Below are 17,680 nucleotides of genomic sequence, written 5' to 3' on the forward strand. Positions count from 1 at the left end.
AAAAAAAACCGCTCAAAAAATTGAGCGGTTCAAATATCTTATTTTTAAAATGATTTAGAAAATATAACGTAAACCAATTTGAGCTTGCCAACGAGATCTTAAATCAGAAACAGGTGTAAATGTTTCTTGTAAGTCTGTGTTAAAAGTATAAGTTGGTGTATTTGTTGCATCAACAGTTACAGATAAAGGCTGTAAATCTCTTGGTTCTTTTACAACTCCCCAATCAGAATTTAATAAGTTTCCAATGTTTAATACATCTAAACTAATCTGAATGGTATGTTCTTTACTTTCTGAAACTTTAATTTGAATATCTTGAAGTGCTTTAAAATCCCAACGAGATCTCCAAGGAGATAAAGCTCCGTAACGTTCTACATACTGCCCTCTTCTTCCACTTAAATAATCATCTTGGTTGATGTAAGCTTCAAAAGCAGCTGCTTGTCCTGCTCCTGTAAACTGCATCTGATTTAATTCTGATGCTGTTGGTACATATAACAAGTCATTATTCTGAAAAGAAGAATCTCCATTTATATTTCCTGCATAGGTATAATTAAATCTTCCACCTCTAGCATACTCAAAGAATGTAGAAAATGTTGTTGGAGAGTTTTCACCGAAAAAATTAAACTTCTTAGAAGCTACACCAATAAACCTATGGGTATCTCCATATTTAGAATATGACAACACATCTTGGTTTGCATTTCCTAAATTTGGATTAAAATCGAATGCATCTCCTGTTATTTCTGCTTCAATTGAATTTACATCTTTCGCATTTAAATAATTGTATGCAACACTTGTATACAAACCATTATCAAATGATTTTTGTAGTTTTAAAGAAGCATTCCAAACTCTACCTTTATCAGAATTTGTAAATACATAAGCATTGTTTTCTTTGTCACTAGCTATATAAACAGGTCTATTATCACCAGGAGCATTCAACGTTCCAGAAGGATTTCTTAATCCCCAGTTTTGTACATGTGCTCCGTTAATATCTTTTGTGTAAGAAATGTCTGTAGTAGCAATTATGCCGTTTTCGAAACGGTGATCTACCCCAATATTTGTTCTCCAAACTTGTGGCCATTTAAATTCAGGATCTACAATTTGATAGAAAAAACTATCTAAGCCTTGTACTTGGTTACCCAACCAAACAAAAGGAAAACGACCAGTAAATATACCGCTTCCACCTCTAACTTGGGTTGTGCCGTCTCCATTTACATCCCAATTAAAACCAAACCTTGGCGAAAATAAGAAGCCATTATCTGGTAATTGTCTAGAATCTAAAGTAGTTGTTTCATTTGTATTTGGGTTAAAATATTCTATACTTGGATCGAAAGTAAAAGGTTTTCTATCGATGTTTTCATCAATTTTATCTTGAGTGTCAAAGTATAAAGGCTTGTCTAAACGAATACCATAAGTTAATTTAAAATTGTCATTCACATTCCATTCATCTTGCACATAAAATGACAACTGACCAACATTTGTTTCTGCTAAAGACCAACCATCACCAGTTGGTAAATTATTATTGGTATTGTAAAGAGATTCTGCATTTGCTATTGCATCTGCTAAAAAACCATTATTTACAGCTGTTTCAAAATCTGCAATGCTTGCATAAGCCCCAAAAGCGCCTATATATCCTCTTGCATCTCCAAAACCATAAGCACCTAAGTTAAAAGAATTATCAAACTGAAATTTCTCAAAAGAAACCCCTGCTGTAATTGTATGATTTTCTAATAAAAAGTTCGTGTTATTTGTAAATTGAAATACTTTTTGATCTAATTTATTGTTAGTAGAAAATGGTTCGTGACCTGTTATAATATAATTAGTTCCGCTTCCATCTTGTATAGAAATTGCTGGTATTGGTGTTGATAATGGAGTTCTAAAATCATCAAAATGAGTATAACCAGCTTGAAATTTATTCGTAATTTTATCAGATAATGTTGAATTTAATTCTACCTGAAATGAATTTATATTGTTATTAATCTCATAACCAGAATTTTCGAATTGTAATGTTTGAAAATTTGGACCTCTAGTACCTAATGCTGTTGGATGCGCTGGGTTTTCTTTAGAAGCATTCAAGAAGTTATAAATTAAAGATAATCTATGGTCTTCATTTATGTTTAAATCTAATTTAAAAATACCTTTAGAAGATTTAGACCCATAATTAAAACCTTGATATCTACCAGTTTCATAACCTAAGCCAGAAAGTGCATTTTTTACGGTAATTAAATCAGATTCTAAAACACTAGATTCATTAATAGACAATGTTCCGTCATTATTATTAGGAATCCATCCCGCAGTTCCTAAATCAGTTCTATCATCTTTCTCATAATTTGCAAAGAAAAATAATTTGTTTTTAATAATCGGTCCACCAATGCTAAAACCAAATTGTTTTTGGCTTAAATCTGGCTTTACAACATCTTGTCCTTTAATTTTACCACCTGTTAAATTTTCGTTTCTAAAAAAACCATAAACAGTTCCTTTAAATTCGTTGGTACCACTCTTTGTAACAGCATTTACAGAAGCACCAGTAAACCCAGATTGAGTAACATCATAAGGTGCTATAGAAACAGAAATTTGTTCAATTGCATCTAAAGATATTGGTTGCGCCCCTGTTTGACCTCCAGGAGTTGGAGAATCTAACCCAAAAGGGTTGTTAAAGATAGCTCCGTCTAAAGAGAAGTTATTAAACTGATCATTTCTACCACCAAAAGAATTTCCACTTGCAGAAGGTTCTAATCTTGTAAAATCTGATGCCGATCTAGAAATTGTTGGCAATGTTTTTAGTTGTTCTACAGAAACACTCGTTTGTGCGCCAGTTCTATCACTATTAAACGTTGAGTTTTTAGAAGATGAAATTACTATTTCATCTAAAGATTCTCCTTCTTCAAACAATTTACCATTTACGTTAAAAGTTTTACCTAATGACAAATAAATATCATTTACCTCTTGAGATTTGAATCCCAAGTAACTAAATGTAACTTTGTAAGGACCACCAACTCTTAGGTTTAAAACGGTAAATCTTCCGTTTTCTTGAGCTGTTGTACCTGTTAAAGTACCTGTCGGAGTGTGTAGTACAGAAATAGTTGCACCAAATAACGGTTCTCCTGCAACGTCTGTTACAATCCCTTTAATTTTTGATGTAGTAACCTGTGCATTTACAGCGCTAAAAATCAAAAAAAGAAATGATAATGATAAAAGTAATTTTTTGTTCATCTTTTTTTAGTTTGAATTAACGTTAACAAAAATAAATCAAAATAAAAGCAAAAAAAAAACATCTACTATAATTAGTAGATGTTTTTTTAACAATTAGTTAACAACTATTACTCTGCAATAACCTCAAAAGTAATATCTGCAACTACAGCTCTGTGTAATCTTACAGATGCTTCGTATTTACCTAATCTTTTTACAGAACCACCAACAACTTTGATAAACTTTTTATCTAAGTTTGTTCCTGCTTTTGCAAGTGCTGCAGCTAAATCTATGTTGTTTACAGAGCCAAATAACTTGTCTCCAGAACCAACTTTAGATGCAATCTTAATTTCATATCCTTTAATTGTTTCTGCTATTTTATTAGCTTCTTCAATTAATTTAGCTTCTTTAAAAGCACGTTGTTTTAAATTCTCTGCTAAAACTTTCTTTGCAGAAGAAGTAGCTAAAACTGCTTGTCCTGTAGGGATTAAAAAGTTTCTACCATAACCGTTTTTTACAGCTACAACATCATCTTTAAATCCTAAATTTTCTACGTCTTGTCTTAATATCAATTCCATGTCCTACGTCTTTATTATTTTAACATATCTCCAACGTAAGGCATTAATGCCAAATGACGACATCTTTTAATTGCTTGCGCAACTTTACGTTGATATTTTAATGAAGTTCCTGTTAAACGTCTTGGTAAAATTTTACCTTGTTCGTTTACTAAATACATTAAGAAGTCTGCATCTTTATAATCGATATACTTAATACCTTTCTTCTTAAATCTACAGTACTTTGATTCTTTTTTAGTATCAATATCTAATGGCGTTAAATATCTAACGTCAGCAGATTTACCACCTTTTGCTTGTTGTTCTATTGTAGCCATTTGTTATTTTTTTGAAGATTTAACACGTTCAGTTCTAACTTTTGCCCAAGCAGCAGCATGTTTGTCAAGTTTTACAGTTAAATAACGCATAACGCTATCATCTCTTCTAAACTCTAACTCGAATGCTGAGATTTCTTCTCCGGCAACTTTAAACTCTAATAAGTGATAAAAACCACTTTTTTTCTTCTGAATTGGGTATGCTAATTTTTTTAAGCCCCAATCTTCTTTTGAGATCATTTCAGCTCCTTTAGAAACTAAATAATCTTCGAACTTTTGTACTGTCTCCTTTATCTGAGTATCAGATAAAACGGGATTCATAATGAAAACAGTTTCGTAATGATTCATAAATTAAATATTTATTGTTTATTTTTAAGGCTGCAAATATACTAACTTTTTCTTATTTAAAAGCATATAACATCAATAAAAATAAGCTATTGATTATTTTGCATTTGTAAGGCTCTTTTTTTTAGGTTTATTTTGATAAAAAAAAAGAGGAACTTAATTTGTAAGTTCCTCTTTTAAATACTTTAATATCTATTAACTCTTATCTTTATTTTCTGATTTAGAAGCTTTGTTCCAAATTTTAATTTCATCTTCTATTGCAACACCTTCTACTACTTCTACATTTACACCATCTGAAGTACCTAGTTTTAGAGTCTTTTTTTCAAACGTACCATCTTCAACCTTAACTTCTACATACGGTTCTTCTGTTTTTTTGTCAAATCTTAACAATGCTTCTTTTATAGAAAGAACACTGTCTTTTTTAACCAACACAATATCTGCGTTGGCACTATATCCTGCTCTAATAAAAAAGTCATCATCTAAAGAAACATCTGCTTTAATTTTAAATTGAACAGCACCACCCTCTTCGGTTCCTTTTGGAGCAATAAAATTAAGTTTCGCAGGAAACTTTTTACCTTCTATAGCACCAATAGAAACTTCAATATCGGTTCCTTTAATTAATTTACCTACTTCAGATTCATCTACTTTACCTTCAAAAATCATTTTGGTCATATCTGCAATGGTTGCAATTGTTGTTCCCGCACTAAAACCGTTTGTTTCTACAACTTGAGTTCCTTTTTTTACTGGAATTTCAACCACCATACCAGAAGTAGTTGCTCTAATATTTGTGTTTGCTCCAGAAGCACCTGCAGAACCTTTCTTTATAATTTGATAATCGTTCTGAGCATTTCTTAAATCATTTTTTGCTTGATTGTAAGAAAATTCTAAAGTTTCAAATTCTTGACGAGATATAACCCCTTTGTCAAATAAATTCTTATTTCTGTCATATTGAATTTTAGCATTATTCAATTGAATTTGAATCGAATTAACTCTACCTTTTGCACTGGTTAATGACTGCTCGTTAGGCACTACTCTTACGGTTGCAATCAAATCTCCTGTTTTAACAACAGCACCTTCTTCCACAACAATTTTATCTATAATACCCGCAATTTGAGGCTTTATTTCAACTTCTTCTAACGGAGTTACTTTACCTGTTGCTACTGTTTTTTTAACAATGGTAGTTTTAAATGGCGTTTCTGTTTCATAGGCAACAATACTTTTTTTGTTTTTTTTACCAAACCAAATAAGTGCTGCTATAAAACCTATTGCAATAACTATTAAAATAATTTTAGATCTTTTACTCATGATATATTATTAATTGATTGATTTTTATTCTTCTCTTAATGCTTCTATTGGCCTTACTATTGTTGCCATATGAGCCGGTATTAGTCCTATTAAAGTACCCAACACAATTAGTGTGGTAAATGCAATTATAATGATAGGTATGTCTACTGTTGGATTTATTAAAACAGCATCATCACCAGCTCCCAGAAAAGTATCTATTAGTGCTAAAATAGATGCTCCAGAAATAATACCAATCATACCTGCAATGGTAGTTAAAAAAACCGACTCTAATATAATTTGTTGCCTTATGCTTTTAGGTGTTGCTCCTAATGCTCTTCTAATTCCTATTTCTTGTGTTCTTTCTTTAACGGTAATTAATAAAATGTTACCAATCGCAAAAACACCTGCAATTAAAGTTGCTATACCTACAAACCAAGTTAAAAACTGCATGCCTGTTAAAAAACCTGTCACTTTACCAATTTCTTTCCCTAGATTTACACTACCAAAAGCTCTTTCATCTTCTGGATGCACTTTATGAAGCCCTTTTAAGGTAAGTAATACGTCTTTTTCCATTTGCTCTATATCAACGCCTTCATACGCAGTAATCATCATCCAATCTACTCTGTTTGCTGTATTGTATACTTTTTTAAAAGTTGTAAAAGGTATGTAAGCAGTATCTCCATCAAAATCAACAGATGTAGAAGGCTTGTAAACACCAATTACTTTATAGTTGATGCTATTTATTTTCACCAATTGTCCTATTGGAAACTCATCCAAATCAAACAATTGTTTATACATATCTTCTGATATTACTGCAACTTTTGCATTTGATAGAATATCATTTTCGTTTAAAAAACGTCCATATAAAAGTTGTTTTTTCTGAATTTGATCGACGATGGGATAATCTCCACTTACATTAAAACTTCCAGATTTAAAGTCTTTTATAATAAGGTTGTTTGTCTGATTTCTGGGTGCTAAAAGTCTAATTTCATTAGCATATTCAGATGTTAAAAGTTCAATATCATTTAATGTTAAAGTAAATCTTCTACCCTCTTGAAAACCTTTAAAAGGTTTGTCTGTAGATTGTGTCCAAACAAAAACACTATTGGTTGCAAAATTACCAAACAACTTGTTAAAACTATTTTCTAAACCTCTTGCAGAACCTAATAAAACTACCAGTAAAAAAATACCCCATAACACTCCAATAATTGTTATTGCAGTTCTTATTTTGTTTTTACGGATGCTACCGTAAATTTCTTGCCAAGTATCTGAATCGAATAAAAATTTCATAATTAATCTGCTCTTAAGGCTTCTATAGGTTTAATATTTGCTGCTTTTTTTGCGGGTACATAGCCTGCAATCAATCCAGAAATAATCAACACAATTGTTGCACCAATTACCACTCCAGAACTTACACTTGGGTCTTTTATAAAATATTTTTCTTCTAAGCTATTGCCTATAAAACTTAAAATATAAGTTCCTAAACTTAAACCAATATAACCTGCAATAGTTGTAATTAAAACAGATTCTTGAACAACCATACCAACTATAGAAGATGGTTTTGCACCTAGTGCTTTTCGAATACCAAATTCTTTGGTTCTTTCTTTAATAACAAATATCATAATATTAGAAATACCAATAATACCAGCAATAAGAGTTCCAGATCCTATAAAAATTATAATAAACAAGAGTGCTAAGCTTACAGTGCTCACAAATTGATTTGCTTCGGCCATGTTTCTTATAGAAAGTGCACTTTGATCATCTGGATGAATGTTTAGTTTTTTTCTTAAGTCACGTTCCATCTTATTCCCAAAAGCAATCGCTTCATTGGTACTTAATTTCGGATTATAGCCTAAGTTAATCTGACTGATATAATCGTTATTACCATACATCATTTGAGAGGTAGTAACGGGTATATAAGCCTTACGTTCTTCATTATCTCCTCCATCATCAGAAAAAATTCCGATTATCAAAAAAGAACTTCCGTTTACATTTACACGCTTACCCAAAGCGGGCTTTTCGCCAAATAAATCTTTTTTAATAAGCCTTCCGATAACAATTACTTTCGATTTTTCTCTTAAATCTCGCTCATTTAAATATCGACCCTCATCAATCATTGTTTTTTCTAAAAATTGATGATCTGGATTTACTGCCATTACACTATATGTACTAGCCTCATTTTTGTATTTAATTACAAAGTTTTTGTAAATTCTAGTAGATTGATACTCTATCTTATCAGCATACTCTTCGGTTACATAATTGTAATCTTTGTTTTTTAACTGTATTTTTCTGCCTGTTTGTAATCCTTTATATGGTTTAGAGGTTTTCCAGACTCTTACAAACATCGAATTTTGAGCATCATCTGCAAAAGCTCCTTTAAAAAAGTTGCCAAGACCATTAGAAATACCAAATAATAGTGTGAAAAGTAAAATTGCAAATGCAACTGTAAATCCCGACATTACAGAACGTAATCGGTTTTTATTAATACTTTGAAAAATCTCTCTCCATCTATCTATATCAAACATAATTAATTAGATTTTGCTGCATTAGTATATTCATCACTAATAATAACACCATCTTTAAGCCTTACAATTCTTTTGGTTTGTTCTGCAACTTCTTCTTCATGTGTAATTACAAAAACCGTCATTCCTTCATTATTAATGTCTTTTAACAAATCCATTACAGAGTCTGTCGTGGTAGAATCTAGTGCACCAGTTGGTTCATCTGCCAAAACAACTTTAGGTTTAGTAACTAAAGCTCTTGCGATGGCAACACGTTGTTTTTGACCACCAGATAGCTCGTTTGGTAAATGATTTGCCCAATCTTTTAGACCTACTTTGTCTAAATATTCTAATGCTATTTCTAAACGTTGTTTTCTATTCATTCCCTTATAATATAAAGGAAGAGCAACATTTTCTAGTGCAGTTTTGTAAGATATAAGATTAAATGACTGAAAGATAAAGCCTAAGAACTTATTTCTTAAAGTAGCCGCCTTCTTCTCATTCATATCTTTTATTAACTGACCGTTTAAAAAATAGTTACCTTCATCATGAATATCTAAAAGACCCACAATATTTAATAAAGTAGATTTTCCTGAACCAGAAGACCCCATAATCGAAACAAACTCACCCTCTTTTATGTGTAAATCTATCCCCTTTAAAACATGTAAAGAATCTTTACCAATTGGATACGATTTATGAAGTTTTTCTATTTTAATCATTTCTTATTAAATTTTTAACGAAAGTAGCAATTATCAAATGCCAGCAATACTAATTTTATGTTAAAAGCAATTGCTTTTAAAGCACACAAACATAAGACGACTTATTTTAATTTATGTTACAATCAATAACTATTTTTTTAATATTAGCAATTGTAGATGCTTCTTATTAATTAAAAAATGTTCTGTTATTTAATGGTTATATAAAGTATCTTTGTTTTTTCTACCAAATATTAATTGTTTTAAATGATTGAAATCCCTAAACATAAAAAAGTTATTATTTTTGATGGTATTTGTAATTTATGCAATTCTACAGTAGAAAAAATTATAAAATTGGATGTTAAACATCATTTTATGTTTGTTTCCAATCAATCAGAAGTTGGTCAAAATTTAATTCGTTATTTAAATATAGATCCTGCTTTAACAGATTCTGTAATTTTATATGAACCTGGTGTTTCTTATGATATAAAATCTACTGCAGCCATAAAAGTGATGAGTAGTTTTGGCGGATTTTGGACGATTACCAAAGTTTTTTGGTTGTTTCCTGAAAGTTTTAGAGATGCTATTTATGATTATATAGCCAGTAATAGATACCAATGGTTTGGACAAAAAGATACTTGTATGCGACCGTCAAGTGATTTAAAAGAGCGATTTTTAGAATAAAATTTTACATGAAAAAGCAATTAGAATATAAAATTAAATGTGTCATTTTTGACATGGATGGTGTAATTATAGATTCAGAAGAAATACATAAAAAAGCTTATTATGAAACTTTTGTTTCTTTAGGTTTAAATGTTTCTGAAGATTTATATAAAACCCTAACAGGATCTTCTACAATTAATGCTTTTCAGAAACTAGTAAAACATTTTGATTTAAATTTAAATCCCGAAGATTTAGTTTTAGATAAAAGAAAACGCTATGTAAATTTCTTTGAAAATGACCCGAATTTAAAATTGGTTGCCGGTGTTGAAGACATTATTAAATATTTCTACGAAAAACAAATAACATTAATTTTAGCTTCATCTTCTGCAATGATTAATATTGATCGAGTTTTTAACCGGTTCAATTTAAACAACTATTTTACCGCTAAAATTAGTGGTGCAGACTTAACTGCTTCTAAACCTCATCCAGAAATTTTTGAAAAAGCAGCTATTTTAGCCAATATTCCTAAAGAAAACTGTGTTGTTATCGAAGATTCAGACAATGGCATTATGGCCGCTAATGATGCAGGTATTTTTGTGTTTGGATATAAAAATCCTTTGTCTGAAGGACAAACTTTAGAAAATGCAGACTTTATAATTAATAACTTTAAGCGCTTAAAGAAGTTTGTAAGTTAAACTTCTAAGAATCCATTTTTTATTTATCATACAATTAAAAATAGCTAAAAAATAAATACTTTACTCTAAACTAAAATAGTTTAAGAATAAAGTATTTACTGAATTATATTATAAAATGATTAAAGTAAAACTACTTTACTTTATCGTAATTATCATCCCATTCTTTGGTATTTGGTTTGTCTTTTAACTTACCTAAAGATTTAGCAACTAACATAGAAACAGTAGCGTCACCTGTAACATTTACAGTAGTTCTACACATGTCTAACGGTCTGTCTACTGCAAATATAAGTGCCAAACCAATAGGCAATAACTCTGCCGGAAAACCAATAGATTCTAACACAATTACCAACATTACCATACCCGCACTTGGCACAGCTGCAGAACCAATAGATGCCAACAAGGCAGTAAAAACAATTACCATTTGATTGCTAAAAGTTAATCCCTCTGGCCAAATAACCTGCATGATAAAAACAGCTGCAATACCTTGGTATAAACTTGTACCATCCATATTAATGGTTGCTCCAACAGGCAATACAAAACCAGAAACTTCTTTATCTACACCTAAATGCTCTTCTACCCTTTCCATAGTAACTGGTAGAGTTGCTGCACTAGAACTAGTAGAAAAAGCCAATAATTGTGCAGGACTTATTTGTTTTAGAAACCATAACGGAGATTTTTTAGTAATTACACTAATTAATAGCAAATAAAAACCAATCATTAATAGCAAACCACCAACTACACACAATGCATATTGTAAGAGTTTTAAGAGGATTTCTGTATCATCAAAAGCAATAATAACGTTTGCTAATAAGGCAAAAACGGCATAAGGTGCAAAAAGCATGATAAGGTCTACCATTTTCATCACCATTTCATTTAAAGAATCAAAAAAGTCCATTAAAGGTTTTGCTTTTTTCTCTGGAATTAATAACAAAGAAATACCGACAAACATGGCGAAAAATATAATTTGAAGCATGCTAGCATCTACAAACGACTGAAAAATATTACTCGGAAAAATATCTACCAATGCTTGTAAAGGACCTGCATCATTTTGTGCAGTTGCTTTGGTTAACTTATCTGTAACATCTGCAGAAGTTTCGTACTTGGCTTTAATTTTTTCGATGGTATCTAATGCCATTCCTTCTCCTGGCTTTACTATATTAACAATACCCAAACCGATAATAATAGCAACTAAAGTAGTACCTATATATATTGAAATGGTTTTAAACCCCATTTTCTTAATTTTAGAAATATCTTTTAAATCAGAAATTCCTTTAATTAAAGAAGCTAAAATAAGTGGTACCGCAATTAATTTTAATAAATTGATAAAAATGGTTCCAAAAGGTTTTATCCAATCTGTTACAAAACCTTTACCGCCATCTATAGAATTCATTATAAAACCAAATAGGATTCCTAATGTCATTCCAATTAAAATTTTCCAGTGTAGTGCTAATTTTTTCATTAATATATGAGTTTATTTAATGCTGAAAGATAAAAAATAATTAAAACTTTGAGTGACTTAATGCATAAAATGTGTCAAATTTGTATAAAACAATAACATAAATTATTAAAAAAACAAAAATGGGGGGTATTTTAGATTTATTAAACAGTGATTTAGGGAAACAAATTGTATCAGGTGTTGCAGGTGCTACAGGTAATGACAGCAATAAAACAGGAAGTGCATTAACAATGGCTTTGCCAGTATTAATGAAAGCTATGGAGCGTAATGCTGCTACTCCAGAAGGTGCTGCAGGATTAATGAGTGCTTTGTCTGGCAAACATGATGGTAGTATTTTAGACAACCTTGGTGGTTTTTTTGGCGGTGGTGTTGATGAATCTGCAAAACAAGATGGCGCAGGAATTTTAAAACATGTTTTAGGAACAAAGCAACAAGGTGTTGAACAAGTAATTGGACAAAAATCTGGATTAGATGCGGGCGCTGTTGCAAATATTTTAAAAGTTGCCGCACCTTTAGTAATGGGAATGTTAGGTAAACAAAAGAACCAACAAAATGTTAGTGATTCTAATGGTTTAGGTAGTCTTTTAGGCGGAATGTTAGGTGCTGGAGATAGTACTACTGACCAAAGTTTTCTTGAAAAAATATTAGATGCAGATGGTGACGGAAGTATGATTGACGATGTTGCAGGAATGTTATTAGGTGGTGATAAAAAGAAAGGTGGTCTTGGTAGTTTATTAGGTGGCCTTTTTGGGAAATAAAAAGTATTTGTAAAAAATTACATTTTACTTATAGGGTAAAAAGCTCAAACAGATGTCTGTTTGAGCTTTTTATTGTATTTAATTTTAACTAATTAAGCAATTGTATTTAAACAATCGACTTGTAGATACCTTCATAAACAGGTAAAATACTTTCTAAAGAAAATTGCTTTGTATGTTTTTTTGCATTGCTTTTAAAACGTTTTAAAGTAGCATCGTCTTTTAAAATAGAAATAGCATTTTTAGCCATATCGTTTACATCACCCAAGTCACTTAAATACCCTGTTTTTCCTTGGGTATTTACTTCTGGTAAACCTCCTGTATTTGTAGAAATTACAGGTGTACTAGCAGCCATGGCTTCTAAAGCTGCCAATCCAAAACTTTCTGTTTGCGATGGTAACAAAAACACATCAGAATAACATAAAATTTTTGCCACTTCTGTACTATTTCCTAAGAAAAAAACATCTTTAGAAATTTTTAATTCTTTTACTAATTTTTCTGCTTTTACTCTTTCCGGTCCTTCACCAATTAATAATAACTTAGAGGGTATTTCTTTATGTACTTCGCTAAAAATACGTACAACATCTTCTACTCTTTTTACAGGTCTAAAGTTACTTACATGTGTTAAAATACGTTCGTGAGGCTTGGCAAGAGCAATTCTTTTACACTCTTCGTTATGCAACACCTCATACTTATCTGTATCAATAAAATTGTAAATAACCTCTATTTTTTTAGATATATTAAAGAGTGTATTTGTAGTTTCCTTTAGGTTGTTAGACACTGCTGTAACAACATCAGAATTGTTGATGCTAAATTCTACCGCTGTTTTATAGGTTGGATGACTGCCTACCAAAGTAATATCTGTACCATGCAAAGTTGTAACCACTTTTACATCTAAGCCCTTTTCTTTTAACATTTGCTTTGCCATATATGCTGCGTAAGCATGTGGTATTGCATAATGTACATGCAGTACTTCTAATTCATGCTTTCTTACAACTTCAACCATTTTACTAGACAGAGCCAATTCGTACGGTTGGTATTCAAACAATGGATATTCTTCTATAACTACTTGATGAAAATGTAAATTGTGTGATAAAAAATCTAATCGAACAGGCTGATTATAGGTGATAAAGTGCACCTCATGCCCTTTATCTGCCAAAGCCATTCCTAATTCTGTAGCTACTACTCCACTTCCTCCAAAAGTTGGATAACATACAATACCTATTTTCATGAAATTATATAAAATTTAAACAATATGTAAAGGTAGAACTATTCTTATGGTTTAATTCTAAATAAAACTATAAAAAAGCAACCTCTTAAATCTATTAGAAATAAAAAACCTGCACGTTGTGTACAGGTTTAAAATTTATCTTTAAAAAATACTAAAAACAAGTTTAGTATTAATAATCACCTAAAGTTACAGGGTTTTGCTCTAAAGCACTTTCTAATTGTGCATCATTAGGTGCTTTTCCGTGCCAAGCATGCGTATGCATCATAAAATCTACACCATTCCCCATTTCTGTATACAATAAAATACAAACAGGCTTTCCTTTTCCTGTTAATGATTTTGCTGCTGCCAAACCAGCAAGAATAGATTCGATATCATTTCCTTTTTTTACTTGTAATACTTCCCAGTCAAAAGCTTCAAACTTCGCTTTTAAACTTCCCATTGCAAGAACTTCGTCAGTTGTTCCGTCAATCTGCTTTTCATTAACATCAATTGTACAAATAAGGTTGTCTACTTTTTTTGCAGATGCATACATAATTGCCTCCCAGTTTTGTCCTTCTTGCAATTCTCCATCTCCGTGTAAAGTATATACTATTTTAGAATCTCCATTCAGTTTTTTTGCTTGTGCAGCACCTAAAGCAACAGACATTCCTTGCCCTAAAGAACCAGAAGCCATTCTAATACCAGGCAAACCTTCGTGCGTAGTTGGGTGGCCTTGCAATCTAGAATTTAACAATCTAAAAGTGCTTAATTCTTCTACTGGAAAAAATCCAGAATGTGCCAAAACACTGTAAAAAACAGGAGAAATATGTCCGTTTGATAAAAAGAATAGATCTTCATTATTACCATCCATCGTAAAATCTGTACTATAATCCATTACTTCTTGATACAAACAAGTAATAAATTCTGCACAACCTAAAGAACCTCCCGGATGCCCAGAATTAACTTTGTGTACCATTCTTAAAATATCTCTACGAACCTGTTGGGTAAAATCTTGTAACTGTTGTGTTGTTGGCATTTTGTTATTTGTTTATAAAAACAAAAATACAAAAGAGAATGAATTAGTAGTGGTTTTAATAATTTTTTATTTGATAATTATAAACAGTTATAATTTATAAATCCATAAATACTTTTATTAAAAATTGGTCAAAATAGGATGACCTTAAAATAGTTATCAAAAAAAAGACAGTTACTATTTAGCAACTGTCTTGTAATATAATTGTGTTAATCATTTAATCTTTAAAAGGGAACATCGTCACCAAAAGCATCTTTAGGTTCAATTCTCTGATTAATAGTAGTGTCATCATCAAAAGGATTGTTCATAGAAGACTGAAACTCGCTACTAAAACCTTCTTCTAAATCAGAAAATTTAGCAAGATGTCCAGTAAATTTCAAACGAATATTGTCTAAACCACCATTTCTGTGTTTTGCTACAATAAACTCACCTTGTCCTTCACAAGGGGTGTGTTCATCATCATCCCATTCTGTCATTCCGTAGTATTCTGGTCTAAAAATAAAGCTTACAATATCTGCATCTTGCTCTATGGCTCCAGATTCACGTAAATCTGATAACAATGGTCTTTTAGAACCACCACGGGTTTCAACGGCACGAGATAGTTGAGATAGTGCAATAACGGGTACTTCTAATTCTTTTGCTAATGCTTTTAAATTTCTAGAAATCATAGAGATTTCTTGTTCACGGTTCCCTCCTGCTTTACCACCAGCTGTCATTAATTGTAAATAATCTATTACAATAATTTTTACATTATGTTGCGATACTAATCTTCTTGCTTTTGCACGTAAATCAAATACAGAAAGAGAAGGGGTATCATCTATAAAAATAGGTGCGTCAGATAGTTTTTTAACCTTTACGTTTAGTTGTTCCCACTCATGAGGCTCTAGGTTTCCTTTTCTTAATTTTTCTGATGTTAGCCCTGTTTCAGAAGAAATCATACGCGTTATTAACTGCACAGAAGACATCTCTAGAGAAAATACCGCAACACCATGATTAAAATCAATAGCCATGTTTTTTGCCATAGAAATTACAAAAGCTGTTTTTCCCATACCTGGTCTTGCAGCAATAATTACCAAATCAGAAGGTTGCCAACCAGAGGTTAAAGCATCTAATTTTGTAAAACCTGTTGCCAAACCAGACATTCCTTCTTGATTCCCAATTTCTTGAATCTTCTTTAAAGCTTGTTTAACAAGAGATCCTGCAGGTTCTGAACTCTTTTTTAAATTGCCTTGGGTAACTTCAAATAATTTTGCTTCTGCGTCATCTAACAAATCAAATACATCTGTACCTTCATCGTAGGCATTTTCAATTATTTCACTAGAAATAGAAATTAATTTACGTTGAATATATTTTTGTAAAATAATACGAGCATGGAACTCGATATGTGCAGAAGAGGCTACTTTTTGTGTAAGTCTTATCAATGAGAAATCACCACCAACAAAATCTAATTTCCCGTTCTTTTTTAACAAGTTAGATACTGTTAATAAATCGATAGGTTCAGAATTTTGAAACAACTGATAAATTGCTGCATATATTTCTTGGTGTTTTTGATCATAAAAAGCATCAGAACTTAAAACATCAATTACATCATCAATTCCTTTTTTATCAATCATCATTGCACCCAAAACAGCTTCTTCTAATTCTACTGCTTGTGGCGGAATTTTACCTTTTTCGAGGCTAATAATTCTTGCTTTATCTTTTTTTTTACCTGCTATTGCATTCGTTTTTTCCATGACTACAAATGTACTTTTTTAGGTTGATTGTATTTTTAAATTTCTAATTTTTATTTGTACACATTTTTTGTAAACTAAATTGTTATTATCTTGTTAACAACCAGTCAACTTGTAAAAAATAATAGTATTTTTACAATAAATGAAGTTAAACAAAAACCATCTTTTTCTTTGTATTTCTCTACCAATTCAGATTTTTTTGGTACAATTATCTGCAAAAAATCCTAGTTTTGTAGAACAGTATTATGCAAATGGAATCTACCCTTTTATTTCTAAATTTTTAAGAATTATTTTTGGTTGGCTCCCTTTTTCAATTGGAGATCTTTTATTGGGTTTCCTCCTATTTATGTTTCTACGCTTTTTAGTTAGATTGATAACGTCTCGTTTTAAAAACTTTATTCCAAAAGTAATTCATTTTACGGCAATCGTATCAGTACTTTATTTTTGTTTCTATCTTTTTTGGGGATTGAATTATTATCGAAAACCATTGGCTGAAAACTTAAATTATCAACAAAAAAAATATACTACAGTACAACTTCAAAATGTTACAGAACATATTATAGAAAAACTTAATTTTTATCAACTTGAAATCACAAAAAACGATACTCTACAAGTAAAAAATCCTTATCAACAAAAAGAAATGTATGATATGGCTGTTGTAGGTTATCAAAATTTAGAGAAAGAGTATCCGCAGTTAAAATACCGATATGCATCTGTAAAAAGCTCTTTAATGAGTTTGTTGCAAACCTATAATAGTACCGGAGGTTATATGAATCCGTTAACCGGAGAAGCTCAGGTAAATGATAAAATTCCGAAAACAGGATATCCAACAACGGTTTGTCATGAAATGGCACATCAGATTGGGTATGCGGCAGAAAATGAAGCCAATTTTGTAGGTTTTTTAGCAGCAACCTGTAATGAGGATCTGTATTTTAAATATGCAAGTTACAGAATGGCTTTTAGTTACTGTATTTCTGAACTTAGAAAAAGAGACTCACAGCTATCTAAAGAACTTTGGCTATCTGTAAACAAAGGTGTTTTAAAAGATTTTAACTCGAGTTATTTGTTTTGGGAAACGTATAAAAATCCTTTTGAACCCATTGTGAAAAAAGGATATAATGCGTATTTGAAAGCCAATAAACAAGCCAAAGGCATTGCTTCTTATAATTATGTAGTAGATCTATTAATCACTTATTTTGATACTTTAGAGCTGAACTAGTTTCCTTAAAAAATTGTTAATTTTT

16 protein-coding genes are annotated in these 17,680 nt (G+C 31.0%); 4 read left to right on the top strand and 12 right to left on the bottom strand.

What is annotated here, in order from left to right; genetic code table 11:
- Positions 1-54: 54 nt before the first annotated feature.
- The 8 genes from Q0678_RS01450 to Q0678_RS01485 form a co-directional block, all read right to left on the bottom strand.
- Positions 55-3,207 carry a carboxypeptidase regulatory-like domain-containing protein gene (locus Q0678_RS01450; protein ID WP_299052890.1) on the bottom strand — a complete coding sequence of 1,051 codons (3,153 nt, stop codon included), beginning with the start codon at positions 3,205-3,207 and terminating at the stop codon, positions 55-57.
- A gap of 107 nt (positions 3,208-3,314) precedes the next feature.
- Entirely contained in the window at positions 3,315-3,761 is a 447-nt protein-coding gene (rplI, locus tag Q0678_RS01455; protein ID WP_299052892.1) for a 50S ribosomal protein L9, read from the bottom strand.
- Between the two features lie 14 nt (positions 3,762-3,775).
- On the bottom strand, positions 3,776-4,072 hold the full coding sequence (gene rpsR / locus Q0678_RS01460) for a 30S ribosomal protein S18 (protein ID WP_299052895.1): 297 nt from the start codon (positions 4,070-4,072) through the stop codon (positions 3,776-3,778).
- A 3-nt stretch (positions 4,073-4,075) separates the two neighbouring features.
- Complete coding sequence (rpsF, locus tag Q0678_RS01465) at positions 4,076-4,417, bottom strand: 30S ribosomal protein S6 (protein WP_299052897.1); 342 nt, start codon at positions 4,415-4,417, stop codon at positions 4,076-4,078.
- A 192-nt stretch (positions 4,418-4,609) separates the two neighbouring features.
- Positions 4,610-5,719, bottom strand: coding sequence for an efflux RND transporter periplasmic adaptor subunit (locus Q0678_RS01470; protein ID WP_299052900.1), 1,110 nt, complete (start codon positions 5,717-5,719; stop codon positions 4,610-4,612).
- Positions 5,720-5,743: 24 nt separating this feature from the next.
- Positions 5,744-6,988, bottom strand: coding sequence for an ABC transporter permease (locus Q0678_RS01475; RefSeq protein ID WP_299052902.1), 1,245 nt, complete (start codon positions 6,986-6,988; stop codon positions 5,744-5,746).
- A gap of 2 nt (positions 6,989-6,990) precedes the next feature.
- Positions 6,991-8,223, bottom strand: a complete 1,233-nt coding sequence (locus Q0678_RS01480; RefSeq protein ID WP_299052904.1) for an ABC transporter permease — start codon at positions 8,221-8,223, stop codon at positions 6,991-6,993.
- Positions 8,224-8,225: 2 nt separating this feature from the next.
- The gene (locus Q0678_RS01485) at positions 8,226-8,918 is read right to left on the bottom strand and encodes an ABC transporter ATP-binding protein (RefSeq protein WP_299052907.1); all 693 of its coding nucleotides are present in this window, start codon (positions 8,916-8,918) and stop codon (positions 8,226-8,228) included.
- Between the two features lie 243 nt (positions 8,919-9,161).
- Between Q0678_RS01485 and Q0678_RS01490 the strand changes: the two genes are divergently transcribed.
- Both Q0678_RS01490 and Q0678_RS01495 read left to right on the top strand, forming a co-directional pair.
- On the top strand, positions 9,162-9,578 hold the full coding sequence (locus tag Q0678_RS01490; protein WP_299052909.1) for a thiol-disulfide oxidoreductase DCC family protein: 417 nt from the start codon (positions 9,162-9,164) through the stop codon (positions 9,576-9,578).
- Between the two features lie 8 nt (positions 9,579-9,586).
- On the top strand, positions 9,587-10,252 hold the full coding sequence (locus Q0678_RS01495; RefSeq protein ID WP_299052911.1) for an HAD family phosphatase: 666 nt from the start codon (positions 9,587-9,589) through the stop codon (positions 10,250-10,252).
- Between the two features lie 130 nt (positions 10,253-10,382).
- Here Q0678_RS01495 and Q0678_RS01500 read toward each other — a convergent pair whose 3' ends face one another.
- Complete coding sequence (locus Q0678_RS01500) at positions 10,383-11,711, bottom strand: dicarboxylate/amino acid:cation symporter (RefSeq protein WP_299052913.1); 1,329 nt, start codon at positions 11,709-11,711, stop codon at positions 10,383-10,385.
- Between the two features lie 119 nt (positions 11,712-11,830).
- Between Q0678_RS01500 and Q0678_RS01505 the strand changes: the two genes are divergently transcribed.
- Entirely contained in the window at positions 11,831-12,466 is a 636-nt protein-coding gene (locus tag Q0678_RS01505) for a DUF937 domain-containing protein (protein ID WP_299052915.1), read from the top strand.
- Between the two features lie 106 nt (positions 12,467-12,572).
- On the opposite strand, the gene bshA is transcribed toward Q0678_RS01505, so the two are convergent.
- From bshA to dnaB, 3 genes are all read right to left on the bottom strand, one after another.
- The gene (gene bshA, locus Q0678_RS01510; RefSeq protein WP_299052917.1) at positions 12,573-13,694 is read right to left on the bottom strand and encodes an N-acetyl-alpha-D-glucosaminyl L-malate synthase BshA; all 1,122 of its coding nucleotides are present in this window, start codon (positions 13,692-13,694) and stop codon (positions 12,573-12,575) included.
- 169 nt (positions 13,695-13,863) lie between these two features.
- Complete coding sequence (locus tag Q0678_RS01515; protein WP_299052918.1) at positions 13,864-14,709, bottom strand: transketolase; 846 nt, start codon at positions 14,707-14,709, stop codon at positions 13,864-13,866.
- A gap of 221 nt (positions 14,710-14,930) precedes the next feature.
- Positions 14,931-16,439 (bottom strand): replicative DNA helicase, encoded by a 1,509-nt coding sequence (gene dnaB / locus Q0678_RS01520; RefSeq protein ID WP_299052921.1) that lies wholly within the window; start codon positions 16,437-16,439, stop codon positions 14,931-14,933.
- A 139-nt stretch (positions 16,440-16,578) separates the two neighbouring features.
- Here dnaB and Q0678_RS01525 point away from each other — a divergent pair, with 139 nt between their 5' ends.
- Positions 16,579-17,655, top strand: a complete 1,077-nt coding sequence (locus Q0678_RS01525) for a DUF3810 domain-containing protein (RefSeq protein ID WP_299052924.1) — start codon at positions 16,579-16,581, stop codon at positions 17,653-17,655.
- Positions 17,656-17,680: the final 25 nt, after the last annotated feature.

This window comes from uncultured Polaribacter sp. (genome assembly GCF_947497125.1).
GTDB lineage: Bacteria > Bacteroidota > Bacteroidia > Flavobacteriales > Flavobacteriaceae > Polaribacter.